This is a genomic window from Micromonospora sp. WMMD1082, from assembly GCF_029626175.1.
Taxonomy (GTDB): domain Bacteria; phylum Actinomycetota; class Actinomycetes; order Mycobacteriales; family Micromonosporaceae; genus Micromonospora.
This window is the reverse complement of the sequence record NZ_JARUBM010000002.1, coordinates 4,911,654-4,936,583: the sequence shown is the minus strand read 5'-3', so window position 1 is coordinate 4,936,583 and position 24,930 is coordinate 4,911,654. Positions and strand designations below refer to the sequence as shown.

Sequence of the window (24,930 nt, the reverse complement as noted above, 5' to 3'; positions counted from 1 at the left end):
CCTGATCAGCGGCGACGCAGCGCCTTGACCCGGTCGCGGCCGAGCAGACCGAGATAGTCCCACGGCTCGTCGAGACAGGAGTCGACCTCCGCCGCCGCGATGATCTCCGTCAGCCGGGCGGCCAGCTCGTCGGGGTCCGGTTGCACCTGCTCGCAGAGCTGGACGTGGGCCGCGCGCAGCGCGTCACCGATCTCGGCCGGCTCGTCCTCGTAGGTCTCCCAGGCGTCGTGGAGGTAGCCAGCCAACCCGTCCCACGCGCGGGCCGCCCGCTCGACCACGAGGACCGCCTCGATGCTCGCCGGTCGTTGGGCCAGCACCCGCACCTCCTCGACGATCGCCCGGCCGGCCTTCTCCACGTCGTGCAGGTCCCAACGGCTGCCGTTGGTCGCCTCGTGGGCCAGGTTGTCGATGGTCCGGCGGACGTCGGCCAGTGCGGCGTCGGTGACCGGCGCAAGCCGCCCCGCGTACGCCAGCAGCCGGGACTCCAGCACGCGATCGGTGACCGCCCACTCGGCGAGCAGCAGCGCCAGCCGCCGGGCGGGGATGGTGTGCGCGAGTGCGGCCAACTCGGCCACCCGGGGCTCGACCTCCACGGCCGATGGCGGCGTGGCCAGGGACGACCACGCGAACTCCTCCGCCAGGGCGGCGACGGCGAGCGCCACCGCGTGAGCGCACAACTCCTCCGGCGCGGGGCAGTCACACTCGGCGGTGAATCCGTCCGCCGCGATCCCCACCCAGACGTCCAGCGGCGCCTGCCCGGCCGCCCGGATCGTGCCGGACGCTCCCCCACCGGCCGGGCTGATCACGTCCGGTTGCCCGGCCGCCCGGAGCTTGTCCGCCGCGTCGCAGACCACGGACCCGGCCGCGTCTCGCAGGGCGTCAACATCGATACGTACCGCCACCCGGCCATCTAACCGCACGGCCCCGCCCGGCTCCGCACCGCGGCACTGTAGGCGGTCGACACGCCGGGCCGACACCACCGGAACTGCCACAGATCGAGCGCCGCCGAGATCAGCAGTTCTCGAAGGATGAGATACGGATGCGAGATCATGGACAGTTTCCGTTAGCGCGGAACGAGAACTGTCCAAGATCTGGACCGAACGCCGTAGCAAGCTCCGGATTACCAGCGTGCGGTTCCTCGCCGACGCCGAACCGCTCGGTGCCACCGTCACGAAAGCTCGTAGAATCCCGGGATGCTCTCCCCCACCGCACCGCCCGCCGACGCCGTGCTGGAGACGCTGCGGCGGGTCTTCGGGTACGACTCCTTCCGGGGTTTCCAGCGGGAGGTGATCGACCACGTGGTGGCCGGCGGCGACGCGCTGGTGCTGATGCCGACCGGTGGCGGCAAGTCGCTGTGCTACCAGATCCCGGCGCTGCTCCGCGACGGCGTCGCCGTGGTGATCTCGCCGCTGATCGCGCTGATGCAGGACCAGGTGGACGCGCTGACCGCCGTCGGCGTGCGGGCCGGCTTCCTGAACTCGACGCTGGATCTCGACACTCGGCGGTTGGTCGAGGCGGAGTTCGTGGCCGGGGAGATCGACCTGCTCTACCTGGCGCCGGAGGCGCTGGCCAGCCGGGCGACGTTGAGTCTGCTGGACCGGGGGCGGATCGGGTTGTTCGCCATCGACGAGGCGCACTGCGTGTCGCAGTGGGGCCACGACTTCCGACCGGACTACCTGAACCTGTCGATGCTGCACGAGCGCTGGCCGGGCGTACCGCGCATCGCGCTGACCGCCACCGCGACCAGCGCGACCCGGGCGGAGATCGCCACCCGGCTCAAGCTCACCGAGGCGCGGCACTTCGTGGCCAGCTTCGACCGGCCCAACATCCAGTACCGGATCGCGCCGAAGCGGGAGGCCCGCAAGCAACTGCTCGCGCTGCTGCGCGACGAGCATCCGGGCGAGGCGGGCATCGTCTACTGCCTGTCCCGCGCCTCGGTGGAGAAGACCGCGGAGTTCCTGCTCGCCAACGGCATCGACGCGTTGCCGTACCACGCCGGTCTGGACGCGGCCACCCGCACCGCGAACCAGCAGCGCTTCCTGCGCGCCGACGGGGTCGTGATGGTCGCGACCATCGCCTTCGGCATGGGCATCGACAAGCCCGACGTCCGGTTCGTCGCCCACCTCGACCTGCCGAAGTCGGTCGAGGGCTACTACCAGGAGACCGGCCGCGCCGGCCGGGACGGGCTACCGTCCACCGCCTGGCTGGCGTACGGGCTGCAGGACGTCGTGCAGCAGCGCAAGATGATCGACACGTCCGAGGGCGACCTGGCCCACCGGCGTAACCTCGCCGCCCACCTCGACGCGATGCTGGCGCTGTGCGAGACGGTCCGCTGCCGGCGGGTGCAACTGCTCGACTACTTCGGTCAGACGCTGGACGGCAGCTGCGGCAACTGCGACACCTGCCTGGAGCCGCCCGAGTCCTGGGACGGCACGGTCGCCGCGCAGAAGCTGCTCTCCACGGTGTACCGGCTGGACCGGGAGCGTAACCAGCGGTTCGGCGCCGGGCACTGCATCGACATCCTGCTGGGCCGTGGCACCGACAAGATCACCCAGCACCGGCACGACTCGCTGACCGTGTTCGGCATCGGCGGCGAGTTGGGCGAGGCGGAGTGGCGCGGGGTGGTACGGCAGTTGCTCGCCGAGGGCCTGCTCGCCGTCGAGGGTGACTATGGCACCCTGGCCCTGACCGAGGCCAGCGCCGAGGTGCTCGGCCGGCGGCGCACCGTGATGCTGCGCCGCGAGCAGGCGCGCCCGGCGCGGGTGGCCAAGCCCCGGGGCGCGGCCACGGTGGTCGCCGAGTTGCCGGCCGAGGCGGCCGGCACGTTCGAGCGGCTGCGTGCCTGGCGGGCGGCGACCGCGAAGGAGCAGGGCGTACCCGCGTACGTGATCTTCCACGACGCGACGCTGCGGCAGATCGCCGCCGACGCCCCGTCCTCACTGGCCGAGCTGTCCCGGATCAGCGGCGTCGGCGAGAACAAGCTCGCCAAGTACGGCGAGCAGATCCTCGGCGTGCTCGCCTCCTGACAGCCCACTCATGATCAACCCGGAGGGGTGGGGGTGGCGGAGGGCTCGGTGAGGGCGGTGAGGATGGCTTCGGCGGTGCGGCGGCCGACGCCGGGGACCTCGGTGATCTCCTCCACGGTGGCGGCGGAGAGGCGCTTGAGCGAGCCGAAGTGGCGCAGCAGCGCCTTGCGGCGCACCTCACCGAGGCCCGGAACGCTGTCCAGTGCCGAGGTCGTCATCCGCTTCGAGCGGCGCTGCCGGTGGAAGGTGATGGCGAAGCGGTGCGCCTCGTCGCGTACCCGTTGCAGCAGGTAGAGCCCCTCCGAGGTGCGCGGCAGGATGACCGGGAAGTCGTCGTCGGGCAGCCAGACCTCCTCCAGCCGCTTGGCCAGCCCGCAGAGCGCCACGTCGTCGATGCCCAGCTCGGCGAGGGTCTGTGCGGCGGCGGCCACCTGCGGCGCGCCGCCGTCGACCACCACCAGCTGCGGCGGGTACGCGAACTTGCGCGGACGCCCGGTGGTCGGGTCTACCAGCGTGCCCACCCTCGGCTCGTCCCCGCCCGCCCCGCCGATTCCGTCGAGCGCGTCGACGCCGTCGAGCGCGGCGGTCGGTGCGGCCGAATCCGCCGCGGCGGCGAGGTCGGCGGCCGACTCGACGCCGGCCTCACCGGTCTCGGCGCGGGCGTCGAGGTAGCGGGCGAAGCGTCGGCGCAGCACCTCGGACATCGCCGAGAGGTCGTCGGTGGCGCCCCGGATGACGAACCGGCGGTACTCGCTCTTGCGGGCCAGCCCGTCCTCGAAGACGACCATGCTCGCCACCACGTCGGTGCCCTGGATCTGGGAGATGTCGAAGCACTCGATGCGCAGCGGCGCCGTCCGCAGACCGAGCGCCTCGGTGATCTCGTCGAGGGCCTTGCTGCGCGTGGTCAGGTCGCCGGCCCGCTTGAGCTTGTGCCGGGCCAGGGCGTCCTTCGCGTTGCGCTCGACCGTCTCCATCAGGGCCCGCTTGTCGCCGCGCTGCGGCACCCGCAGCGTAGCCCGGCTGCCCCGGTGGGTGGTGAGCCAGTCGGCCAGCGCGTCGGCGTCGGCGGGCAACTCCGGCACCAGCAGCTCGCGCGGCACGTCGGACTCGCCGTGCTCGCCGCCGTAGACCTGGGTGCAGAAGTGGTGCACGAGGTCGCCGACGGTGAGGTCCTCGGTCTTCTCCACCACCCAGCCGCGCTGGCCGCGCACCCGGCCGCCCCGGACGTGGAAGACCTGGACCGCGGCTTCGAGGGGGTCGTCGGCGAAGGCGACCACATCGGCGTCGGTGCCGTCGCCGAGCACCACCGTCTGCTTCTCCATCGCCCGGCGCAGCGCGGCGACGTCGTCGCGCAGCCGCGCCGCCCGCTCGAACTCCAGCTCGGCGCTGGCCTCGGCCATCTCGCGTTCCAGCTTGCGGACCATGGTGTCGGTGCGGCCGGCCATGAAGTCGCAGAAGTCGTCGACGATCTCGCGGTGCCGCTGCGCCGTGACGCTGCCCACGCAGGGCGCCGAGCACTTGCCGATGTAGCCGAGCAGGCACGGGCGACCGACCTGGCCGGCCCGCTTGAACACCCCGGCCGAGCAGGTCCGCGCCGGGAAGACCCGCAGCAGCAGGTCGAGCGTCTCGCGGATCGCCCAGGCGTGGGAGTACGGCCCGAAGTAGCGCACCCCCTTGCGCTTGGCGCCGCGCATCACCTGTAGCCGTGGGTATTCCTCGTCGAGGGTCACCGCCAGGTAGGGGTAGGACTTGTCGTCGCGGTAGCGGACGTTGAACCTCGGGTCGTACTGCTTGATCCAGAGGTATTCGAGCTGGAGCGCCTCGACCTCGGTCCCGACGGTGACCCAGTCGACGGACTCGGCGGTGGTGACCATCTGCTGGGTGCGCTGGTGCAGCCCCCACAGGTCGGCGAAGTACGAGTTGAGCCTGCTGCGCAGGTTCTTCGCCTTGCCGACGTAGATCACCCGGCCGGTGCCGTCGTAGAAGCGGTAGACCCCCGGCGCCTCGGGGATCGTGCCCGGCGCGGGACGGTAGGTCGACGGATCAGCCACACACCGAGACTAGTCGCCACCCCCGACAGCCCGGATCGTCCCCGGTTGACCGATCTCGGCCGGCGTGGCGACCACGGCGGCCCCTGCGACCCGGCCTCAGGCCAGCGAGATCTGGTCGCCGTCGACCTTGACCTCCTTGGCCGGCAACGGCGTGGTGGCCGGCCCCGCCTTGACGGACCCGTCCTCGATGGAGAACTTGCTGCCGTGGCAGGTGCAGTTGATGGTGCCGCCGTCGACGTTCGACACCGGACAGCCCTGGTGCGTACAGACCGGGTCGAAGCCCTTGAACTCCCCCGCGGTGGGCTGGGTGATCACCACGCCCTGCGCGACGAAGACCGCGCCACCGCCGACCGGGATGTCCGTGGTCTTGGCCAGCGACTGGGCGCCCTCGCGGTCCCCGCCGCCCGCGTCGCCGGTGCCGGTGACCCCCGGCCCGGGGCTGATCGGCGCCGCACCGTCGCCGGCGTCCTCGCCGCCGCACGCGGCCAGGACCACGGCCGCGCCGACCGCTCCCGCACCCGTGAGCACGGCTCGGCGGGTACGCGTCTCCGGCCCGGCCAGCACCTGGTCCTCACTGCGCTCGCTCATGCCTCGCCTCTCCGTTGAGCTACCACCGTGCATGATCTGTGGCTACCTTTCCCTCCACGCACCACTCTGCCCGGCGGTTCACCCGATCGGCTACCCGAGGACGCTGGCCAACCGGGTCAGCGCGCCGCGGCGGTGGCCTTCCGGCCGCCCCGCGCCTTGGTTCCGTTGGCCCTGGCCGCACGGGCGGTCGCCGCCGCCGCACCCTGTGCCGCGCCGTCGAGCTTGAGGACGGTACGCAGGAACTGCCCCGTGTGGCTCTCGACGACCTCGGCGACCTCCTCCGGGCTGCCGGTGGCGAGCACCGTGCCGCCCCGGTGGCCGCCCTCCGGGCCCATGTCGATCAACCAGTCGGCGCTCTTGATCACGTCGAGGTTGTGCTCGATCGTGATCACCGTGTTGCCCTTGTCGACCAGGCCCTCCAGCACCAGCAGCAGCTTGCGGATGTCCTCGAAGTGCAGGCCGGTGGTCGGCTCGTCGAGCACGTAGACCGTCCGCCCGGTGGAGCGCTTCTGCAGCTCGGAGGCGAGCTTGACCCGCTGCGCCTCGCCGCCGGAGAGGGTCGGCGCCGGCTGACCCAGCCGCACGTAGCCCAGGCCCACGTCGACCAGCGTCTTGAGGTGCCGGTGGATGGCCGGGATGGCGGAGAAGAACTCGGCCGCCTCCTCGATCGGCATCTCCAGCACGTCGGAGACGGTCTTGCCCTTGTAGTGCACCTCCAGGGTCTCCCTGTTGTAGCGGGCGCCCTTGCACACCTCGCAGGGGACGTACACGTCGGGCAGGAAGTTCATCTCGATCTTGATCGTGCCGTCGCCGGAGCACGCCTCGCAGCGGCCACCCTTGACGTTGAACGAGAACCGGCCGGGGCCGTACCCCCGGACCTTGGCCTCGGTGGTCTCGGCGAACAGCTTGCGCACGTGGTCCCAGACCCCGGTGTAGGTGGCCGGGTTCGACCGGGGCGTGCGGCCGATCGGCGACTGGTCGACCCCGACGACCTTGTCCACGTGCTCCAGCCCGGAGACCCGGGTGTGTCGGCCGGGCACCAGCCGGGCGCCGTTGATCTGGTTGGCCAGCACGGCGTGGAGGATGTCGTTGACCAGGGTCGACTTGCCGGAGCCGCTGACCCCGGTGACGGCGATCAGCTGGCCCAGCGGGAAGCTCACGGTCAGGTTGCGCAGGTTGTGTTCGCGGGCCCCGTGCACCACCAGCTCCCGCCCGGGGGTCTGCGGCCGACGCCCCTTCGGCGTCGGGATCTCCCGCCGGCCGGAGAGGTAGGCCCCGGTCGTCGACTCCGGGTTGGCCAGCAGCGCCGGCACCGAACCGCTGTGCACGATCTGGCCACCGTGCTCGCCGGCGCCGGGACCGATGTCGACGATCCAGTCGGCGGTCCGGATGGTGTCCTCGTCGTGTTCCACCACGATCAGCGTGTTGCCCAGGCCACGCAGCCGGAGCAGGGTCTCGATCAGCCGGTGGTTGTCCCGCTGGTGCAGCCCGATCGACGGCTCGTCCAGCACGTAGAGCACCCCGACCAGACCGGAACCGATCTGGGTGGCCAGCCGGATCCGCTGCGCCTCGCCGCCGGAGAGGGTGCCCGCCGGCCGGTCCAGGGAGAGGTAGTCCAGCCCGACGTCGAGCAGGAAGCGCAGCCGGGCGTTGATCTCCTTGAGCACCCGCTCGGCGATCAGCTTCTGCCGGTCGGTCAGCTCGATGCCGGCCAGCAGGTCGGCGCACTCACCCACGGACAGGTTGCAGACCTCGGCGATGCTGCGCCCGGCCAGCGTGACGGCGAGCACCTCGGGCTTGAGCCGGGCACCGCCGCAGGCCGCGCACGGCACGTCGCGCATGTAGCCCTCGTACTTCTCCCGCGACCACTCCGACTCGGTGTCGGAGTGCCGGCGCTCGATCCACTGCATCACGCCCTCGAAGCCGGTGTAGTACGAGCGCTCCCGGCCGTACTTGTTGCGGTAGCGCACGTGCACCTGGTCGTCGGAGCCGTGCAGGATCGTCTTCTGCGCCCGGGACGGCAGCGCACGCCAGGGCGTGTCGACGTCGAAGTGCTCCGCCTCACCGAGCGCCTCCAGCAGGCGGACGAAGTATTCCAGGTTGTGCCCGGTCGCCCAGGGCTGGATCGCCCCCTCACGCAGGCTGCGCTCCGGATCGGGGACGACCAGTTCCGGGTCGACCTCCTTCTTCGTGCCGAGACCGGTGCACTCCGGGCAGGCGCCGTAGGGCGCGTTGAACGAGAAGACCCGGGGTTCCAGGTCCTCGATCGCCAGGGGGTGGTCGTTCGGACAGGCCAGGTGCTCGGAGTAGCGGCGCTCCCGGTCGGGGTCGTCCTCGGGCAGATCGACGAAGTCCAGCAGCACCAGCCCGCCGGAGAGCCCCAGCGCCGCCTCGACCGAGTCGGTCAGCCGCTGCTTAGCGCTGGGCTTGACGCTGAGCCGGTCGATCACCACCTCGATGGTGTGTTTCTCCTGCTTCTTGAGCTTCGGCGGCTCGGTCAGCTGGTGCACCACACCGTCGACCCGGGCCCGGGCGTACCCCTTGGCCTGTAGTTCGGCGAAGAGGTCGACGTACTCGCCCTTGCGCCCCCGCACGACCGGGGCGAGCACCATGAACCTGGTCCCCTCGGCCATCGCGAGCAACCGGTCGACGATCTGCTGCGGGCTCTGCCGGGAGATCCGCTCGCCGCAGACCGGGCAGTGCGGCTCGCCCACCCGGGCGAACAGCAGCCGGAGGTAGTCGTAGACCTCGGTGATCGTGCCGACGGTGGAGCGCGGGTTGCGCGAGGTCGACTTCTGGTCGATGGAGACCGCGGGGCTCAACCCCTCGATGAAGTCGACGTCCGGCTTGTCCATCTGGCCGAGGAACTGCCGGGCGTACGACGACAGCGACTCGACGTACCGGCGCTGCCCCTCGGCGAAGATCGTGTCGAAGGCCAGGCTCGACTTGCCCGACCCGGACAGCCCGGTGAACACGATCAGGGCGTCCCGGGGCAGGTCGAGGCTGACGTCACGCAGGTTGTGCTCGCGTGCGCCACGGATGATCAAACGGTCGGCCACGGTCCGTGTACTCCCGGGTGAGGATGGCAAGGAGGATCTGTCCGCTTTTGGGGTGAACCCAGCGGTTGTACCGGCGCGGAGAGTGCGCCCCGGCAACTGTAGACCCGCCCTACGACAACTTTCCCCGGCGGCGGGCCGGGCGGGTGGCGCGGCGGCGGGTCTCGTGGGCGATCTCTCGCTGTAGCCGCCGCCAGCTCTCCCACCGTCGGGCGGTCAGCACACCGGACTCCAGCGCCTCCCGCACCGCGCAGCCCGGCTCCGCCTCGTGCCCGCAGTCGCCGTACCGGCAGCCGGTGGCGAGATCGGCGATGTCGCCGAAGGCCCGGTCGAGCCCGGTCGCGCCGTCCAGCAGGCCGACCGCCCGGACCCCGGGCGTGTCCAGCACCGCGCCGCCGCCGGGCAGCGGCACCAGCGACCGCCAGGTGGTGGTGTGCCGGCCCTTGCCGTCGACCCGCCGGATCGCCTGGGTGGGCATCACCACCGCGCCAGCGAGCGCGTTGACCAGGCTCGACTTGCCGGCGCCGGAGGGCCCGAGCAGGCCTAGCGTCCGACCCGGGCCGGCGGCGGCCCGCAGCGGCGCCAGCCCGGTGCCGTGCTCGGCGCTGACCGGCAGCACCGGCACCCCGGGCGCGACCGCCGTCAGCTGACGCGCCACCGCCGCCGGGTCGGCCGCCAGATCGGCCTTGGTCAGCACCACCAGCGGCCGGGCGCCCGACTCGTGGACCAGGGAGAGCAGCCGCTCGATGCGGGCGGCGTCCGGCGCCGGGTGCACCGGCTCCACCACCGCGGCGGTGTCCAGGTTGGCGGCGAGCAGCTGACCGCTGGCGTCCTTGCCGGCGGTGCGCCGGATCAGGGCGGTACGCCGGGGCAGCACCGCCTCCACCGTCACCCGGGCGTCGGGCCAGGCGCACAGCAGCACCCAGTCACCGACGCCCGGCAGCCGGGTGGCATCGCCCCCGGCGGCGGCCAGCACGGCCCCACCGGTCGAGGCGCGCAGCGGCCCGTCCTCGGTGAGCACGGTGCAGACGCCACGGTCGACCCGGGCCACCCGGCCGGGACGGTGATCGGTACGGATACGTCGCAGGTGGGCCGCCCGGTCGGTGTCCCAACCCAGGGCGGTCAGTGCGATGGTCATGGCTCCTCGCTCAGTGTCGGTGCGGGTGATACACGGATGCGGTGACCGGCATGACCACCACCTCCTCCGCTCCGGCGCCGCGATACGACACCGACGGTAGGCCGGGGGGTGCCGCACCGGAAGTGAATTCCCCGGCGACGCGGTCGGCGCGGGCGGCTAGGGTCGGATACGTGACCACGGATCCCCTCCTGCTGACCGGCGAGGTGGACGACGCCACCGCTCGCCTGCTGCGGACGGCCGCCACCTTCGACGCCGCCGACCTCGCGGCGCCGTCGCTGCTGCCGGGTTGGAGCCGGGGCCACGTGCTCGCCCATCTCGCCCGCAACGCCGACGGTCTCGTCAACCTGCTCACCTCGGCGCGTACCGGCGAGCGGATCCCGATGTACGCCAGCGCCGAGGCCCGGGAGGCCGACATCTCCGCCGGCGCGCCCCGCCCGCCCGAGGAGCACCTGGACGACCTGCGGCGCAGCGCGGACCGGTTCGCCGCGGCGGTGGCCGCGATGCCGGTGTCGGCGTGGGCCGCCACGGTCGAGACCCGGCAGGGCCCCTGGCCGGCCACGCTGCTCGTCTGGGGGCGGCTGCGCGAGCTGGAGATCCATCACGTCGACCTGGCCGCCGGCTACCGGCCGGCGGACTGGTCACCCGACTTCGGTCACCGGCTGCTACGCGAGGTGGCCACCGGCCTCGCCGACCGCGTCGACGCACCGGCGATGGTGCTGCGCTTCGACGGCAGCAGCCACGAACTGGTGGTCGGCGACCGCGAGCGGGCGCCGGTCGTCGCCGGTTCCGCCGCCGACCTCGCCGCCTGGCTGACCGGCCGCGACCCGGGCACCACCCTGACCGTCACCCCCGACGGCCGCCTGCCCCGCCCACCCGAATGGATCTAGGGAGCCATGACCTACACCGGAGATGTCACCCCCGGCGGCCCACCGGCCGTACGCGAACTCGACCGGCTGACCATCACCAAGGTGTCGGTCGGGCCGATGGACAACAACGCGTACCTGCTGCGCTGCGCGAACACCGGTGACCAGGTGCTGATCGACGCGGCGAACGAGGCGCCCCGCCTGCTGGAACTGGTCGGCGACGCGGGGCTGGGCGCGGTGGTCACCACCCACCAGCACATGGATCACTGGGTGGGGCTGGAGGAGGTCGTGGCCAAGACCGGCGCCCGCGCGCTGGTGCACGCCGACGACGCCGACGGGTTGCCGATCGAGGCGCAGACCCTGGCCGACGGCGACACCGTGCGGGTCGGCGACTGTGTCCTGGAGGTCATCCACATCAGGGGGCACACCCCCGGCTCGGTGGCCCTGCTCTATCGCGACCCGGCCGGCATCCCGCATCTCTTCACCGGCGACAGTCTCTTTCCCGGTGGAGTCGGCAACACCAACCAGGATCCGGAACGCTTCGCCACGCTCATCGACGACGTCGAGCACAAGCTGTTCGACCGGCTGCCCGACGAGACCTGGTTCTACCCGGGGCACGGCCGGGACTCGACGCTCGGCGCGGAGCGCCCGCAGCTGGCGCAGTGGCGTGCCCGCGGCTGGTGACGGGCGACGGATCATGGCGGACCCGACGCCGCGCCGCGGTTCAGGTGGGCGGAGGGGCGGTGACCGCGCGCAGCCGGCGGCGGGTGCCGAGCAGCACCAGGGTGGCCAGCACCAGCCCGCCGGCCATGGTCACCAGCAGCGGGCTCGCGCCGGCCGGGAGCAGGCCGGCCAGCCACCGCGACGCGGTGCCCACCACGAGGTAGAGCCCGGCCCACGCGGTCGCACCGAGCGCCGCGAAGCCGAGGAAGCGCCGGTACGACATGTGCAGGCCGCCGGCCGCGAGGGGCAGCAGCGCGTTGAACACCGGCAGGAAGGGCGCGATCAGCACCAACCGGCCGCCGTTGCGGCGCAGGATCCCCTCCGCCGCCGCCCAACGGGCCTCGCCGACCCAGCCGCCGAACCGGCTGTGTCGCAGGCGGTCGCCCCACCGCCGGCCGACCAGGAAGCTCAGCGACCAGCCGGCGAGGCAGCCGGCGACCACGGCGACCACGGCCGCCAGCCCGGTGGCGGGGCTGCCGACCGCCACCGCGGCGAGCACCGCCACGTCACCGGGGACGAGCACGCCGAACAGCGGCACCGCGTCGAAGAGCATGACCACCCCGAGGATCCCCATCAGCAGGGCCACGGGAAGCTCGCCGATCTGCGCCAGCTGATCCGCCATGTCTCGTACGCTAGGGCCTGGCCGCCACCGTGGACATCGGGTTTCCTCCCCAGCCTCGCGCGGTCCCTCTCGGGGTGATCCCTGATGCTCGCCCTCCGGCAGAGCCGCATCCCGCCGTACCGCCTGAGGCGCTTCGCCCGGCAAACGCGCTTTCCACCGGTTACTGTCGTGGAGGTATTGGGCGATCACCGGCGCGGAGCCGGCGGTCGCCCGCGCGAAACAAGGAGAGAGTACGCATGGCAACCGGCACCGTGAAGTGGTTCAACTCCGAAAAGGGCTTCGGCTTCATCGAGCAGGACGGCGGCGGCCCCGACGTCTTCGTCCACTACTCGGCGATCTCGTCGAGTGGCTACCGGGAACTCACCGAGGGGCAGAAGGTCGAGTTCGACGTGACCCAGGGGCAGAAGGGACCGCAGGCGGACAACGTCCGCTCGCTCTGATTCGTGCCGAGGCGGCGGCCGGTCACCGGCCGCCGCCGTGGTTTCCGGACGACACCGGTCAGGCGCCGATGCCGTGGAACAGGTTGTCGACGAGTGTGTCGACGAACCTGTGGTCGAGGGGTTCGTCGGGTAGCAGGAGTCGGTGGTAGCAGGCTCCCCAGAGCTGGTCGACGACCGATTCGCAATCGAGTCCGTAGCGGAGCTGCCCGGCGTCGATCGCGGTCTGGAGCCGGGCGACGGCGAGGTCGCGGCGAGGTCGGGAGTAGGCGCTCAGGTACGCCTCGTGCAGGGCGCGATCGGTCTGCGCCGCGCCGATCAGCTCCGCGACGACACGACCGGTGCCGTCGCCGGTGAGCACGTCGACGAAGGCGTGCAGTTGCGTGCGCAGGTCGGCCTCGATGTCGCCGGTGTCGGGGAAGCTCAGGGCCTGCTCGACCGAGGCGAAGTAGCCCTCCATGGCGAGGGTGCCCTTGGAAGGCCACATCTTGTAGATCGTGACCTTGCTCGCGCCGGAGGCGGCCGCGACCTTCTCCACGGTGAACCCCGCCATCCCCTGCTCCCGCAGTACGCGTCCGGCCGCCGCCAGGACATCCCGGCGCACCTCCCCGGCGGGTCGTCGCCCTCTGCCCATCTCCTCCTTCTTCCGGCACTATTGAACCTGACGTTCATATATGATTATATGAACTCATCGTACACAAGGCGGGTCGAGACCGTCGAGACCGGAGGAGGGACCATGACCAGCACCGATACCACCCGCGTCGCTCTTGTCACCGGTGGATCCGGCGGTATCGGCCGGGCGATCGCGGAGCGACTGGCCGCGGACGGGATGGCCGTCGGCGTGCACTACTCCGGCAACCGGGACCGCGCCGAGGACGTCGTCGCCGCCATCACCGCGTCTGGCGGCCGGGCGATCGCGGTCGGAGGGGACGTCGCCGACCTCGATGAGGTCACTGCCACGTTCGACAGGGTCGAAGAGGCCTTCGGCGGCATCGACGTGGTGGTGCACACCGCCGGCATCATGCTGCTGGCGCCGCTGGCCGAACTCGACCTGTCCGAGGGTGGCGAGTTCGACCGGATGCACCGCATCAATGTGCGCGGCACCTTCGTCATCGCCCAGCAGGCCGCGCGCCGGGTGCGAGACGGCGGCGCGATCATCACCTTCTCCTCGTCGGTGGTCAAGCTCGCGCTGCCCACGTACACCGCGTACGCCGCCACGAAGGGCGCGGTCGACGCGGTCACGATGATCCTGGCCAAGGAGCTGCGCGGGCGGGACGTCACCGTCAACGCCGTAGCGCCCGGCCCGACCGCGACCCCCCTGTTCCTCGAAGGCAAGCCGCAGGAGGTCATCGACCGGCTGGCCTCGATGAGCCCGCTGGAGCGTCTCGGCGAGCCCGGCGACATCGCGGAGACCGTCGCCCACCTTGCCGGGCCCGCGCGCTGGATCAACGGCCAGGTGCTCTACCTCAACGGCGGCGTCGGCTGATCCAGGATCGCGCGGGATCGCTCAGACACCACCCAGCAGCCCTCGTCAGGGAATGGGGCCGTCGTAGTCCAGCCAGAAGTCGATCGCCTCGGCACGAGGGCGGGGCGCCATACCGCTGTCGGCGCTGAACTCCATGACCTCCTCGGGTGACTGCTCGACCGTCGGCCAGGCCGGAAGGTCCGGCCCGTTCGGGTCTCCCGTGCGCACGAAGTTGACCCAGTACCCGCTCATGATGTCGCGCAGCCGATAGTCGGTCTCCGTATAGTCCGCGCTGCCGTCGGCACCGAGGTTGTCCAACGCGTACGCGAGCTCGGCACCGTGATAGGCCCCGAATCTCTCGAGCCCGCGCTCCGGCGGGACGTGGGAGAAGAAGTAGAGATAGGCGTCCGCGTCACCCGTCTCGGTCTGGAGCCGAGCCCACCGGAGCATGCCGCGCGTCATGACGCTGTCCGTCTGCGCCTGCAGGGTGGACGCGAGCACCTGGTCTGTCGTGTCACCGGGATACAGGTCGAGAAAGCGTTCGGCGTCCGAGCCGTGCGTCTCCCGGACGCGATCGCGGTACTCGTCGACATCGGCCTCCGGAGGGGCCGCAAGCGCGAGGGAGGCTTCGTCCGCCGTACTGCCGACGAGCGTCGGGACGTCGAGTTGGTCGCCGGCGGCGTAGATCTCCGCCGGGGGCCGGTCGAGGACGTGACCGTCGACGGAGGGACGCCAGTGCGGGCCCAGCTCGCCCGCTGCTGCGCGGATGCGCTCGACCGGCATGTCGCGCATCTCCTCGATGGTCGCGCCGCCGAGCAGTTCGGCCAGCCGCGTGCCGGCCCGCTCGGCGACCTCGCGAGTATCGCCCTGATCACCGTCCTCGGTGTTGCCCGTCGTGCCCATACACGCTCCGCTGCCGCCGATGATGCCGTCGACGAGGCCCTCGGCCAGCGGCGTCGCCCCGAGGACGCAGACGCTCTCCCCGCCCGCGGACTCGCCCGCCACGGTCACCCGGTCCGGATCCCCGCCGAACGCGCCGATGTTCTCCTTCACCCACCGGAGAGCGGCGATCTGGTCGAGGATCCCGTAGTTGCCCGAGGCGCCGTACGCCGACTCGGCGGCGAGATCCGGATGGGAGAGGAACCCGAAGACCCCGAGCCGGTAGTTGACGGTGACGGTGATCACGTTGCCCCGGGAGGCGAGTGCCTCACCGTCGTACAGCGGCAGCGCACCGGACCCGGTCGCGAAGCCTCCGCCCGGGATGTAGACGAACACGGGAAGGCGGTCCGAGTCCGGCGTCGCGCTCCGCCACACGTTGAGGGTCAGGCTGTCCTCACTCACCGGGTAGGGGTTGAGGAGCGTCCCCTCCAGCGGCACCTCGACGATCCGCGACAGCGCCCTGCTGGAGAACGTCGACGTGCTCTGGATCGGCACCGCGGAGAACCGATCCGCGACGAACACGCCGTCGCGTGGCGCGAGGGGTTCGGGCGCCCGCCAGCGGAGCTCGCCGACGGGAGGCCGTGCATAGGGGATTCCGGCGAAGATCTCGACGGTGCGGGCGTCGTTGACGACCCCCCGTACGACCCCTTCGCGCGTCGACACCGGTGCGGACGGCCGCGGGTCATCGCCTCCCGCAACGCGCGTCTGCAGCGGTGGATAGGCCACGATCGCCGTCGCGCACACGAGCACCGCGGACAGGATCCACGCGGCGATCCGGACGAGGACGTGCCTGCGGCGCCACCAGTGCACGGCCACGCCGACCCCGGTGAGCAGCGCGATGACCAGCGCCCAGCCCCACCACGGGCTGCGGTTGAGCCACCCGAGGACGCCGGCGACCACGACGAGCGGCACGAGTGGCAGCCACGCGAGGAGCCACCTGACTCCCCGTCGGCGCGGGCCGGGTGCGTCCTCCGTCCCGGACGGATGCTGCGGGTCGGTTGTCATCTTCCACATCACTTCACGGTCGAGAGTTGTCCGGTGCACACCCCCGCTGCCGGGGCAGGGCCGCCACTCGGAGACGGCCCGCCGGCAAGTGCACACCGTGTCGTGGGAACGGGGTCAAACTGATGATCGCGAGCATCGTCCGCGTGACGGCTTCGCCGGCGGCTCCCGCGCCCCAGTTGCCGTTCTCGGGGCTCTTTCGCGCGCGTGATGACGGGCGTCTTCCAGGATCGGGTCCGCGGCCGGCACCGACTCTCCAGGTCTGCGAGGGTCGTCACCGAAGTGCTGTTCCTCGGGTTGGTTCGCCATCCTTCATCTTCCTTCGTTCATCGGTCCACGTGGTCGTCAATCCACACATTCTGTTTCGCCACGCGTCAGGATCTCACCCGACGCAGCGGATGTGTACCTGTCGGTACTTAAGCGGTAAGCTTGAGGGATGGCGTCGACAGGGACTGGTCGCGTTGGGCGACCCAGAGAGTTCGATACCGACGAAGCCTTGGAGCGCGCGCTCGAGGTCTTCTGGGAGAAGGGCTACGAGGGCGCCAGCCTCTCAGAACTGACCGGAGCCATGGGCATCACGAAGACGAGCATGTACGCAGCCTTCGGTAACAAGGAACAGCTGTTCAGGAAGGTGGTGGAGCGGTACACCGCCGGGCCTGCCTCCTACGGCATGCGCGCTCTGGAGGAGCCGACTGCGCGGAGAGTCTCGGAGGCACTGCTCCACGGGGCGGTTCGAGCGACCACGCGAGCAGAAGTCCCCTCGGGGTGTCTTGGCGTGCAAAGCGCATTGACGACCGGCGAAAGCGGGCTGCCCGCGCGCGAGGCTTTGATCGACTGGCGCAACGACGCGAGAGTCCGGCTGGAGGAGCGTTTTGAGCGCGCCCAGACCGAAGGCGATCTCCCGAAGAACCAGGATCCACACGGCCTTGCCATGTTCGTGATGACGGTGGCGTACGGTATCGCCGTCCAAGCGGCCAGCGGTCGAAGCAGCGAGGAGCTTCACGGCGTCGCGGACGCCGCACTCGGCGCGATCGGCTGGCCGGATAGCGAGACGAACATAACCCATCTCTCGTAAGTGGTGTCAGCCAACTCGCCCGACCCGTGCCGGCATGGTCGGGTCCGTGAACTGCGGAACGGCTCCGGCGTGGTCGGCGTCGGCGTCGAGAGGCACCCACGACTCGAACGTGGACTGCTCCAGCGGCAATGGCTTGCCAGCGGCCACGATCGTCTGTGCAGGACGGTCGCCGCCGAGGAGGAAGTCGATCACCGGACGGTCGACCTCCTCGGTGCCGTACGGGAAGACGCCGTGGACGCTCTCGTTGTCGACCGCGATCAGGCTGGTGTTCGGCAGGCCGGTGCCGGCGGCCCGGCCCTGCTCGAACGGCGTCATCGAATCGAGCTCGCTCTGCAGGACGATGGTCTCCGGGAAGCTGTCCCCCAGCGCCGGCATCTTCGACTCCGTCGGCCAGAACGCGCAGACCTGCGGCACGTCGAGGAGCTTGAGTTGAGCCGACAGCGGGGCGACGAGCGCCGTGCGTTCGTTGAAGTGCTCCCAGTAGTCGAGTCCTTGCTCCCACTGGCCGTCGGTGCACTTGGTGAAGTCGATCAGGTAGTCGTACGTGTCTCGGATCGTCTCGCCTGGTCCGCCGGCGGGCGGCGCCGACAGCGCACCGAGCCGTTCGTGCGCTGCGGCACGCTGCTCGTCGGTCAGCTCGATCATTCCATCGATGATGCGGGCCGCCGATTCGGTGGGGACCACCGGTCGGTCGGCCGCCTCGCCCTCGGTGATGATGCGTGATACCAGGCTCGCGGCGAACGGGTATCCGACCGGACTTGAGAATGCGAGATTGACGTTTGTCGCGGTCCACGCGTAGTACGCGGCCGTCGACATCTCGGTATCGCCGGTGGCCGCGAAGTAGCGTCTCCAGATGGTTTCCGGGTCGGCTCCGAGGCCGTAGGTCGCGTCGTTGCGCGCGATCCAGTTCATCATGTGCAGCCGGAACTGCCGATCGCGTCCCTCGTGGGCGGCGTCGTAGTTGTGCTGGATCGATGCTCGTGTCGAGTCGGTCGACGAGTCGAAGACCATCCGCTCGATGTTGTCCGCGAAGAGGCTGCCGAACCATGTGCCGATCCAGGTGCCGTACGAGTAGCCCATGTACATAACCGAGTCGAGCCCGAGGAGGTGCCGGATGAAGTCCATATCGAATGCGGCCTGCTCGGTCGTCATCGTCGCCACATCGGGATCCTGCGAGCACGCCTCGCCGATCGCCTGGACGACTGCGATGTCGCCGTCGGCCGGGTCGTACTCGTACTCGCACGAGGCATGGCTCGACTGCCCGAGTCCTCGCTGATCGAAGCTCACGTAGTTCGTGGTCGGACGCAGCTCGGGCGTGTACATCTGGACGGTCGCGCTGTACGAGAGCCCGGATGTGAAGGGACCGCCGGGATGCGTGATGATCGTTGTGTGGTAGTCGGGATCCTCGGGATCGATGTTGAGGGCCTGCGAGATATGGACCTCCCACGTCGTCTCCAGGTCCGGATCGTGCCAGTTCCGCGGGACCTCGATCGTCGAACACTCGACGTTCGAGAGGTCCGCGCCGGGTATGGGCGGACCGTCGTCGCTGAACTCGCACTCCCCCCAGATCAAGTCTTGATCAGCGAGCGGGCCTGCGAGCGCGGCGACATCCGGCGTCGCGTCCGCGGTTGCGTCGGCGTTGTTCTGGGAGACGATGGTGACCGCCGCCGGGCTGGCGGCGATGATGGCAATCAGTGCGAGTAGCGCAATCAGAAGTCTGGATCTATGGGTGCGCCTTTCGGCAGACCGGACGCTCATGTCGCTGGACACGGATGGTCTCCTCCTCGGTCGTTCGATCGGCACACGGTCAAACGCGACCGGCCACTGGCGCCCTTCGCTGTCCTCCAAGGAGCCGAGGTTGGCGTGTCACTGTCGCTTTCCGGATGTGGCGGCCTCCTCGATCCGCGCGATGAGGCGGCTGTTGTGGAGGGCGTGCTCGAAGCCGGGAGTGTCGTAGGTGCCGTTCGCGATGTCGCGTGCGAGGCTCGCGTACACCTCGCCGACGTTGATGGAGGCGCCGGCCCAGAACTTGTCGGCCGTTGGCCCGGTGCCGGAGGCGACGGGGCTGTCCGGCGCCGCGAAGTCGGCGCTGGAGGTCAGCTCGAGGTCTCCCACCTGCACGCCGGCGGGATGGTTCCCGGTGATCTTCAGCCATCCGTCGGACCCGCGGACCTCCAGGCTGAAGTGCGAATCGGGGACAGGGATTCCTGCGAGGACTTGCACGGAAACCGGTGCTCCTGACGCGGTCCGGGCGATCAGGTCGATGTGGTCGGGGATCTCGCGGACGGAGACGTCTCCGGTGTCGACCAGCTTCACTTCGGGCCACAGAAGCTCGGTGCGGGCGTCGACCTCCGTGATGTTGCCCAGAACCGCTTCGATCACGTCCACCACATGCGCCGTCGTGATCGTGAGGAAGCTGGCCCCGGCCGCCTCCTTGTTGAAGTAGTCATAGGCGCTCACGGACTCTGGGCCGTATCCGAAGGTCGTCGCGTGGACGCGAGCCGAGAGCGGCCGACCGATTCCTCCTTCCGTAATGATCTGTGCGGCGCGCCGCACGGCGGGGTTCAGCCGTCCCTGCAGTCCGATGGCCGTGTGCGACCTGCCGACCGCCGCCGCCATCTCCTCGGTCTCCGCCAGGTTCGCGCCCAGCGGGGACTCCGAGTAGACGGCCTTGCCGGCGGCGAGGGCGGCCATCACGAGCTCACGATGGGCGGGAACCTTCACCGCGACGGTGACGAGATCGATCGACGGGTCGTTGATGAGCTCGTACGGGTCCGAGAACCATCGCTTGGCACCGAAGGCCTCGGCGGCGCGGCGTGCACTCTCCTCCCGCCGCGTCGCCACCGCCTCCAGGGAGAACTGCGGTTGCGCCGCGAGAGCGGGGATGTGGGACGCCCCCGCCCAGCTCGCCTTCGTGTCCGCGCCGATGATGCCGACGCGAATCGGGTTGCTCGCCACTTCTTGACTCCTTACTCGGTGATCGTGAGCAGTCGCGTTAAGTACCGCTCGGTACAGTATAGCTCCGCAGGAGTCGCGGCCGGGCCCTGGAGCCAGTAGAAGCCGTGTTCTCGGAACAGGGTCAAGTCACCAGCGGGCGACTTCACTCGATGTCGTCGTCCGCAGGGCGGCGAGCTTGCAGGTACTCGTCGGCGAGGTTCCTGGCTCGCGCGAACACATCGAGCTGGGCAGGGTTGTACAGATCCACCATTGCCTGGATGAAGGTCTGCTGGGTGATGCGCCCGCTCTTCGCCAGCCGTGCCGCCGGGTCCCTCATCCAGGGGTAGTCCGCCAGGTTCTGTGCGAGACTCGGTGCGAGTCTCTCCGCGAGGTGCTGCCGTGTTGCCTCATCCGCGTCGGGAGCAAGTGCGTTGATGTCATCGCCGACGGCGCGGGCGTCAGCATCGGTTTCCACCATCCGCCGTACATCTTCGAGCGCTTCCTCGTCGTAGAGCAGGGTGTAGATGTGGATCATCGAGGTGTCGGCATCGGAGAGGCGCGACGCGACTGACTCAAAGCCTGCGGCTATATCGGCGGGCGCACCCTCCCGCAGGATGGCCGCGATGTCGTGGCGGGCCCGCCCCAGGCGCTTGATGCTCTCCGCGAGTTCTGTGTCCAGTTTTCTCAGCATGTCCGGCGTGGCGTCGCTGTGCGCGCTGGCCTCGCCAATCCGGGAGAGGGGCACGCCCAGGTCCGCGAGGCGCCGGATGCGCAGGAGTCGCACGAGATGCCGTACTTCGTACTCCTTGTATCCGTTGGACCTGCGCTCGGGCTCTTCAAGCAGACCCAGCCGGTGATAGTGCCGGACCGTGTTCACCGTTGTGCCTGCCAGATCGGCGAGTTCACGCGTACTCCAGGCCACGCCATCTCCTTCCAGTGTTCACGTGGGCACGGAGAGCGCCGACCCTGGTCTCGTCCACCAGAGACCCGGCTAGCGATCGATCGTCTCCATGTCGGGCTCGCGGTGACGCTCGCCGGACGGCACGGGCAGTGCGTTCAGCCGCGCGAACTGATCGGAGGTGAGCTGGATGCCGTCGGCAGCCACGTTCTCCTCCACTCGTTCGACTCTCGTCGTGCCGGGGATGGGAGCGATGCCCTCGCCCTGGCCGAGCAGCCACGCCAGCGCGATCTGCGCGGGCGTGGCCTCCGCCTCGGTTGCCACGGCGTGCACCTCGTCGACGATTCGGAGATTGCGTTCGAGATTGCCGCCCGTGAAGCGGGGATTCGTGCGGCGCCAATCATGCGCGTCCAAGCCCTTCAGGGACCGGATGGTGCCGGTGAGGAAGCCGTGTCCGAGCGGCGAGTAGGGGACGAGACCAATCCGCAGCTCGCGAAGCAACGGCAGAATCTCCGCCTCGGGGTCACGAGTCCACAATGAGTACTCGGTCTGCACGGCGGCGATCGGGTGAATCGCGTGGGCGCGTCGAATCGTCGACGGTCCCGCCTCGGAGAGGCCGATCTGACGGATCTTGCCCTCGGCCACGAGATCGGCCAGGGTGCTCATCGTCGCCTCGATGGGCGTATCAGGATCCACTCGGTGCTGATAGTAGAGATCGATGACATCCGTGCCGAGACGCCGGAGAGACCCCTCCACGGCCACGCGGACATTGGCCGGGGTGCTGTCCATCCCGGGTCGGCCATTGTGCGAGATGAGACCGAACTTGGTGGCGAGGACGACGTGATCGCGACGTCCTTTCAGAGCCCTGCCCACGAGTTCCTCGTTGACATACGGACCGTAGACCTCGGCCGTGTCGACGTGATTGACGCCGAGGTCGAGCGCGCGATGGATCGTGCGGATCGCCTCCTCCTCGTTCCGTCCCGCGCCGGTGTAGAACGCCGACATTCCCATAGCCCCGAACCCGATGCGCGAGACCTTGAGCCCGCCGAGTGACGTGGTTCTCATGGGTGCCCTCTTCCTGCTGGTTGTTGACCGCGCCGTCCGTCGTCGGCAACCCTGCAGGCCGGCGGCGGCAGCGTCTCGTGTGCGGCCATCCGACTTCCGTGCCGATCGGTACACAACCGTATCACGCGGCGCATGTTCCCTTATCTGCTTCCGCGAGGGGCAACAATCATGGCGCGACGGCTGTCGCGCCATGATTGTTGCCGGATTCCGTCACCGAACGTGTCGGGTCGGGTCGGTCAGGCCGCCAGGCGCCGGCTCAGTTCCCGCACGACCTGATCGGCCACGGTCGGCGGGATCGCCGCGGCGATCTCCTGCGGGGTCAGGCCGGCGAGCACGCCGGAGATGATCGCCTGCTCGTCGGTGAAGTCGTGGTTGACCAGCGACTCCACCGCCGTCTGCAGCGCGGTGAGCTGGGCGCCGATGCTGCGCAGCGTCGGGTGCGAGACCTGGAACTTCGGATCGGTGTGATCCTCGCCCATCGCCATCCGGGTGTAGGTCTGCCCGACCGGGTTGCGCCCGTCCAGGACGGTGAGGTTGCGGTGAACGGTCTTGAGCCAGTTGTGCTCCTCGGGTGTCATGTCGCTCGTCCCCTCCTCCGACTTCACGAGTCCGATAGTGGTCAGGTAGCGGCGGAACAGCGGCCGCTGGTCGCGGTTCGCCTTGATCGAGTCGCGGAAAAAACTGAAGTGGGTGTGCCACAGATGGGACCGGTCGCCGGTGCTCCGCCGACCGAGCCGGTCCCAGCGCCGGACCACGTTGCCGTCCGGTGAATAGATGATCTCGCGGATGTCCCGGGTGTCCGGGGCGTTGGCGACGCACTGGGCAACGCACCAGGCCGAGAACGTGAACAGGTTGTGGTTGCGGCCGCCGGAGCTGACGCGGAACATGCCCACGTCCAGGGCGGCGGCGTCGAGGGTCAGGCCGTTGCGGTCCCGGGACGACTCGACCACGGAGTAGTCGTTCGCGACGACCCGGTCCGACCCGCAGTGGTAGCCCCCTCGGTGGTTGGCGTCACCGACGATGCCGACCTCGTTGGGTTCGAGATCCTCGTCGCGCGCCCGGTTGGGATCACGGTTGAGGTGCTCGAGCAGCAGACTGCGGACGGCCATGAGGTTTGCCGGTGCCCGCGTCATGGTTCCCCCTTTGCTTCTGTCGTCGGGGGCCGGGCACGACGGTGACACCGCGTACGCGGTGGTGAGGCCTCACAGGCGGGCCCGGCCATCGGGTGCACGGCGCCGGGCGTGCCCCAACGATAGCCCGGAAAACCGATGAATGCCCAGCTCAGAGCTGCCCTATTCAGCTTGGAACAGGCTGAGAGACAGAGTGGACGACCGGTAGGACCACTGCGGACGGATGATCCGGATCATGCATGATCTCCCGGTATCCACCACGGAGTGTGACGGCCGCGCCGAGCGGCTCACCGGTGCCGGGGTTGCGGGCGTACCGCGGGTGGGCACCGCCGGAGATCTGCAACCGCAGCCGGTGCCCGGGGGCGAACCGGTGGGCGGCGGGCCACAGTTCCACCGGCACCGCGACGGCGCCCGTGGCGTCGGCGGGAAACCGCTCCGGGTCGAGCCGGACCAGCCCGTCGCAGATGTTCCAGGAGCGACCCCGGTGGTCCACGTCGCACAGTCGCACGAAGACATCCAGATGGCGCAGCTCGCTGCGCAGGTGGATCTCCGCTCGCACCGGGCCGATCACCTCGACCCCGGCGGCGAGCGGCTCACTGGTCCAGGTCAGCACGTCGGGGCGGGCCTCGACCGGACGGTTGTCGACCGGCCCGGCGCGCTGGGCCACCAGCAGCGGACCGCCCAGCGAGGGGGTCGGGTCGGTCGGGTCGTACCAGAACCCGTCCGGCGGTGACGGCACCGGCGCCGAGGTGCGCAACCCGGCGCCCGGGTGCAGGAACCACCGGGTGGCGGTGGCGGGTGGGGGCCAGTCGGGCAGGTCACGCCAGCCCCCACCGTCGCCGCCGACATGCACCCGCACCGGGGCCTCCGCCACGGCGCCAACCCGGGCGGCCGGACCATCGGCGTCGGTGTCCGCGTCGGTGCCCGTGCCCGTGTCGGCGTCGGCGTCGGCGTCCCGACCATCGGTGGACAGGTGTGCGTCGAGCCAGCACAGCCCCTCCCGCAGCGCGGCCACGAACAGCCCCGGGCTGCCGTGCGTCCACGGCCCGACGACCAGCCGCGGCCGGGCCCCGCGGGCGCGCAGCGCCGCGTAGTCGCGCAGTTGGGCCGGCAGGAAGATGTCGTGCCAGCCGCTGACCATCGCCACCGGCGCCCGCACCAGGTGCAGCCGGTCGTCGAAGACCCGACTGCGCCAGTAGTCGGCCTGTGGTGTGTGGTGACGCAGCCACTCCTGGAAGAACGGCACGGTCGCCCCGGTGGCGACCCGGTCGGCCTCGACCAGCGGCAGGTGTGCCAGGGCGGCGATCAGCCGCGGCTGCCCCCGCTTGAGTTCCCACTGCCGGGCCAGCCACGGCACGGTCTGCGCCTGCAGCAGCTCCACCCAGGTCAGCACCGTGTCCAGGGCGAACGACTCCCCCGCGTAGGTGGAGTCGCGGGTGGTCGAGGCGGTCGCCACCGCGACCATCGCCCGCAGCTCCGGGCCCGCGTCCGCCGCCAGGGCCCACTGTACGAAGCCCTGGTAGCTGGCGCCGAACATGCCGAACGCGCCGCTCCACCAGCGCTGCCGGCGCAGCCAGTCGAGGGTGTCCAGCCCGTCGTCGCGCTCGTGCACGAACGGATCGAACGAGCCGTCCGAGCCACCGGTGCCCCGGCAGGACTGGATGACCACGTGGAACCCGCGCTCGGCCGCGAGCCGGCAGAGCAGCCGCATCGGCCCGCCCCGGCCGTAGGGGGTGCGGATCAGGACGGTGGGCGCGCCGGGCAGGTCGGGGGCGTAGTGGTCGGTCCGCAGGACCACCCCGTCGCGGACCCGCAGCGCGATGTCCCGGGTGACGGCGATCCGTCGGGTACGCGCCGGGGGCAGCCGCAGCGCGGCGGCGGCGAGTCCGGACGCCAGACCGTCCAGCAACGGTTT

Annotated in this window: 20 protein-coding genes; 6 read left to right on the top strand and 14 right to left on the bottom strand. The window is 70.4% G+C overall.

Annotation, left to right across the window (positions count from 1 at the left end; translation table 11 throughout):
- Positions 1 to 5: 5 nt before the first annotated feature.
- A complete protein-coding gene (locus O7615_RS22785; protein WP_278179829.1) occupies positions 6 to 902 on the bottom strand; it encodes a hypothetical protein in 897 nt (298 codons plus the stop codon).
- A 291-nt stretch (positions 903 to 1,193) separates the two neighbouring features.
- On the opposite strand from O7615_RS22785, the gene recQ reads away from it, so the two are divergent.
- Positions 1,194 to 3,026: a DNA helicase RecQ gene (gene recQ, locus O7615_RS22780; protein ID WP_278179828.1), complete on the top strand. Its 1,833-nt coding sequence runs from the start codon at positions 1,194 to 1,196 to the stop codon at positions 3,024 to 3,026.
- A gap of 14 nt (positions 3,027 to 3,040) precedes the next feature.
- On the opposite strand, the gene uvrC is transcribed toward recQ, so the two are convergent.
- From uvrC to rsgA, 4 genes are all read right to left on the bottom strand, one after another.
- Positions 3,041 to 5,077, bottom strand: coding sequence for an excinuclease ABC subunit UvrC (gene uvrC, locus O7615_RS22775; protein ID WP_278179827.1), 2,037 nt, complete (start codon positions 5,075 to 5,077; stop codon positions 3,041 to 3,043).
- Positions 5,078 to 5,173: 96 nt separating this feature from the next.
- The gene (locus O7615_RS22770) at positions 5,174 to 5,665 is read right to left on the bottom strand and encodes a Rieske (2Fe-2S) protein (protein WP_278179826.1); all 492 of its coding nucleotides are present in this window, start codon (positions 5,663 to 5,665) and stop codon (positions 5,174 to 5,176) included.
- Positions 5,666 to 5,781: 116 nt separating this feature from the next.
- Complete coding sequence (gene uvrA / locus O7615_RS22765; protein WP_278179825.1) at positions 5,782 to 8,724, bottom strand: excinuclease ABC subunit UvrA; 2,943 nt, start codon at positions 8,722 to 8,724, stop codon at positions 5,782 to 5,784.
- Positions 8,725 to 8,833: 109 nt separating this feature from the next.
- A complete protein-coding gene (gene rsgA, locus O7615_RS22760; protein ID WP_278179824.1) occupies positions 8,834 to 9,859 on the bottom strand; it encodes a ribosome small subunit-dependent GTPase A in 1,026 nt (341 codons plus the stop codon).
- A 170-nt stretch (positions 9,860 to 10,029) separates the two neighbouring features.
- Here rsgA and O7615_RS22755 point away from each other — a divergent pair, with 170 nt between their 5' ends.
- Together O7615_RS22755 and O7615_RS22750 are read left to right on the top strand one after the other, a co-directional pair.
- Positions 10,030 to 10,746, top strand: coding sequence for a maleylpyruvate isomerase family mycothiol-dependent enzyme (locus tag O7615_RS22755; protein ID WP_278179823.1), 717 nt, complete (start codon positions 10,030 to 10,032; stop codon positions 10,744 to 10,746).
- 6 nt (positions 10,747 to 10,752) lie between these two features.
- On the top strand, positions 10,753 to 11,406 hold the full coding sequence (locus O7615_RS22750) for an MBL fold metallo-hydrolase (protein ID WP_278179822.1): 654 nt from the start codon (positions 10,753 to 10,755) through the stop codon (positions 11,404 to 11,406).
- 40 nt (positions 11,407 to 11,446) lie between these two features.
- Here O7615_RS22750 and O7615_RS22745 read toward each other — a convergent pair whose 3' ends face one another.
- The gene (locus O7615_RS22745; protein ID WP_278179821.1) at positions 11,447 to 12,067 is read right to left on the bottom strand and encodes a VTT domain-containing protein; all 621 of its coding nucleotides are present in this window, start codon (positions 12,065 to 12,067) and stop codon (positions 11,447 to 11,449) included.
- 236 nt (positions 12,068 to 12,303) lie between these two features.
- Here O7615_RS22745 and O7615_RS22740 point away from each other — a divergent pair, with 236 nt between their 5' ends.
- Entirely contained in the window at positions 12,304 to 12,507 is a 204-nt protein-coding gene (locus O7615_RS22740) for a cold-shock protein (protein ID WP_278179820.1), read from the top strand.
- A gap of 58 nt (positions 12,508 to 12,565) precedes the next feature.
- Here the strand turns inward: O7615_RS22740 and O7615_RS22735 are convergent, their stop codons facing one another.
- Positions 12,566 to 13,138 (bottom strand): TetR/AcrR family transcriptional regulator, encoded by a 573-nt coding sequence (locus tag O7615_RS22735; RefSeq protein ID WP_278179819.1) that lies wholly within the window; start codon positions 13,136 to 13,138, stop codon positions 12,566 to 12,568.
- Between the two features lie 102 nt (positions 13,139 to 13,240).
- Between O7615_RS22735 and O7615_RS22730 the strand changes: the two genes are divergently transcribed.
- Positions 13,241 to 13,990 carry an SDR family oxidoreductase gene (locus O7615_RS22730; RefSeq protein WP_278179818.1) on the top strand — a complete coding sequence of 250 codons (750 nt, stop codon included), beginning with the start codon at positions 13,241 to 13,243 and terminating at the stop codon, positions 13,988 to 13,990.
- A 45-nt stretch (positions 13,991 to 14,035) separates the two neighbouring features.
- Here the strand turns inward: O7615_RS22730 and O7615_RS22725 are convergent, their stop codons facing one another.
- Positions 14,036 to 15,913, bottom strand: a complete 1,878-nt coding sequence (locus O7615_RS22725) for a carboxylesterase family protein (RefSeq protein ID WP_278179817.1) — start codon at positions 15,911 to 15,913, stop codon at positions 14,036 to 14,038.
- 433 nt (positions 15,914 to 16,346) lie between these two features.
- On the opposite strand from O7615_RS22725, the gene O7615_RS22720 reads away from it, so the two are divergent.
- Positions 16,347 to 16,985 carry a TetR/AcrR family transcriptional regulator gene (locus O7615_RS22720; RefSeq protein WP_278179816.1) on the top strand — a complete coding sequence of 213 codons (639 nt, stop codon included), beginning with the start codon at positions 16,347 to 16,349 and terminating at the stop codon, positions 16,983 to 16,985.
- A gap of 6 nt (positions 16,986 to 16,991) precedes the next feature.
- Here O7615_RS22720 and O7615_RS22715 read toward each other — a convergent pair whose 3' ends face one another.
- From O7615_RS22715 to O7615_RS22690, 6 genes are all read right to left on the bottom strand, one after another.
- The gene (locus O7615_RS22715; RefSeq protein ID WP_278179815.1) at positions 16,992 to 18,755 is read right to left on the bottom strand and encodes an alpha/beta fold hydrolase; all 1,764 of its coding nucleotides are present in this window, start codon (positions 18,753 to 18,755) and stop codon (positions 16,992 to 16,994) included.
- Between the two features lie 96 nt (positions 18,756 to 18,851).
- Positions 18,852 to 19,943, bottom strand: a complete 1,092-nt coding sequence (locus tag O7615_RS22710) for a Gfo/Idh/MocA family oxidoreductase (protein ID WP_278179814.1) — start codon at positions 19,941 to 19,943, stop codon at positions 18,852 to 18,854.
- A gap of 142 nt (positions 19,944 to 20,085) precedes the next feature.
- Entirely contained in the window at positions 20,086 to 20,844 is a 759-nt protein-coding gene (locus O7615_RS22705) for a MerR family transcriptional regulator (protein WP_278179813.1), read from the bottom strand.
- 69 nt (positions 20,845 to 20,913) lie between these two features.
- The gene (locus tag O7615_RS22700; RefSeq protein ID WP_278179812.1) at positions 20,914 to 21,885 is read right to left on the bottom strand and encodes an aldo/keto reductase; all 972 of its coding nucleotides are present in this window, start codon (positions 21,883 to 21,885) and stop codon (positions 20,914 to 20,916) included.
- A 236-nt stretch (positions 21,886 to 22,121) separates the two neighbouring features.
- A complete protein-coding gene (locus O7615_RS22695) occupies positions 22,122 to 23,018 on the bottom strand; it encodes a hypothetical protein (RefSeq protein ID WP_278179811.1) in 897 nt (298 codons plus the stop codon).
- 163 nt (positions 23,019 to 23,181) lie between these two features.
- A complete protein-coding gene (locus O7615_RS22690; protein ID WP_278179810.1) occupies positions 23,182 to 24,924 on the bottom strand; it encodes a CocE/NonD family hydrolase in 1,743 nt (580 codons plus the stop codon).
- Positions 24,925 to 24,930 lie beyond the last annotated feature (6 nt).

Bases quoted from the DNA above. Each gene is read 5' to 3' on its own strand.
- O7615_RS22695 (WP_278179811.1), bottom strand. From the start codon at position 23,018: ATGACGCGGGCACCGGCAAACCTCATGGCCGTCCGCAGTCTGCTGCTC.
- O7615_RS22745 (WP_278179821.1), bottom strand. From the start codon at position 12,067: ATGGCGGATCAGCTGGCGCAGATCGGCGAGCTTCCCGTGGCCCTGCTG.
- O7615_RS22770 (WP_278179826.1), bottom strand. From the start codon at position 5,665: ATGAGCGAGCGCAGTGAGGACCAGGTGCTGGCCGGGCCGGAGACGCGT.
- O7615_RS22740 (WP_278179820.1), top strand. From the start codon at position 12,304: ATGGCAACCGGCACCGTGAAGTGGTTCAACTCCGAAAAGGGCTTCGGC.
- rsgA (WP_278179824.1), bottom strand. From the start codon at position 9,859: ATGACCATCGCACTGACCGCCCTGGGTTGGGACACCGACCGGGCGGCC.
- O7615_RS22735 (WP_278179819.1), bottom strand. From the start codon at position 13,138: ATGGGCAGAGGGCGACGACCCGCCGGGGAGGTGCGCCGGGATGTCCTG.
- O7615_RS22700 (WP_278179812.1), bottom strand. From the start codon at position 21,885: ATGAGAACCACGTCACTCGGCGGGCTCAAGGTCTCGCGCATCGGGTTC.
- O7615_RS22750 (WP_278179822.1), top strand. From the start codon at position 10,753: ATGACCTACACCGGAGATGTCACCCCCGGCGGCCCACCGGCCGTACGC.
- recQ (WP_278179828.1), top strand. From the start codon at position 1,194: ATGCTCTCCCCCACCGCACCGCCCGCCGACGCCGTGCTGGAGACGCTG.
- O7615_RS22725 (WP_278179817.1), bottom strand. From the start codon at position 15,913: ATGACAACCGACCCGCAGCATCCGTCCGGGACGGAGGACGCACCCGGC.
- O7615_RS22720 (WP_278179816.1), top strand. From the start codon at position 16,347: ATGGCGTCGACAGGGACTGGTCGCGTTGGGCGACCCAGAGAGTTCGAT.
- O7615_RS22730 (WP_278179818.1), top strand. From the start codon at position 13,241: ATGACCAGCACCGATACCACCCGCGTCGCTCTTGTCACCGGTGGATCC.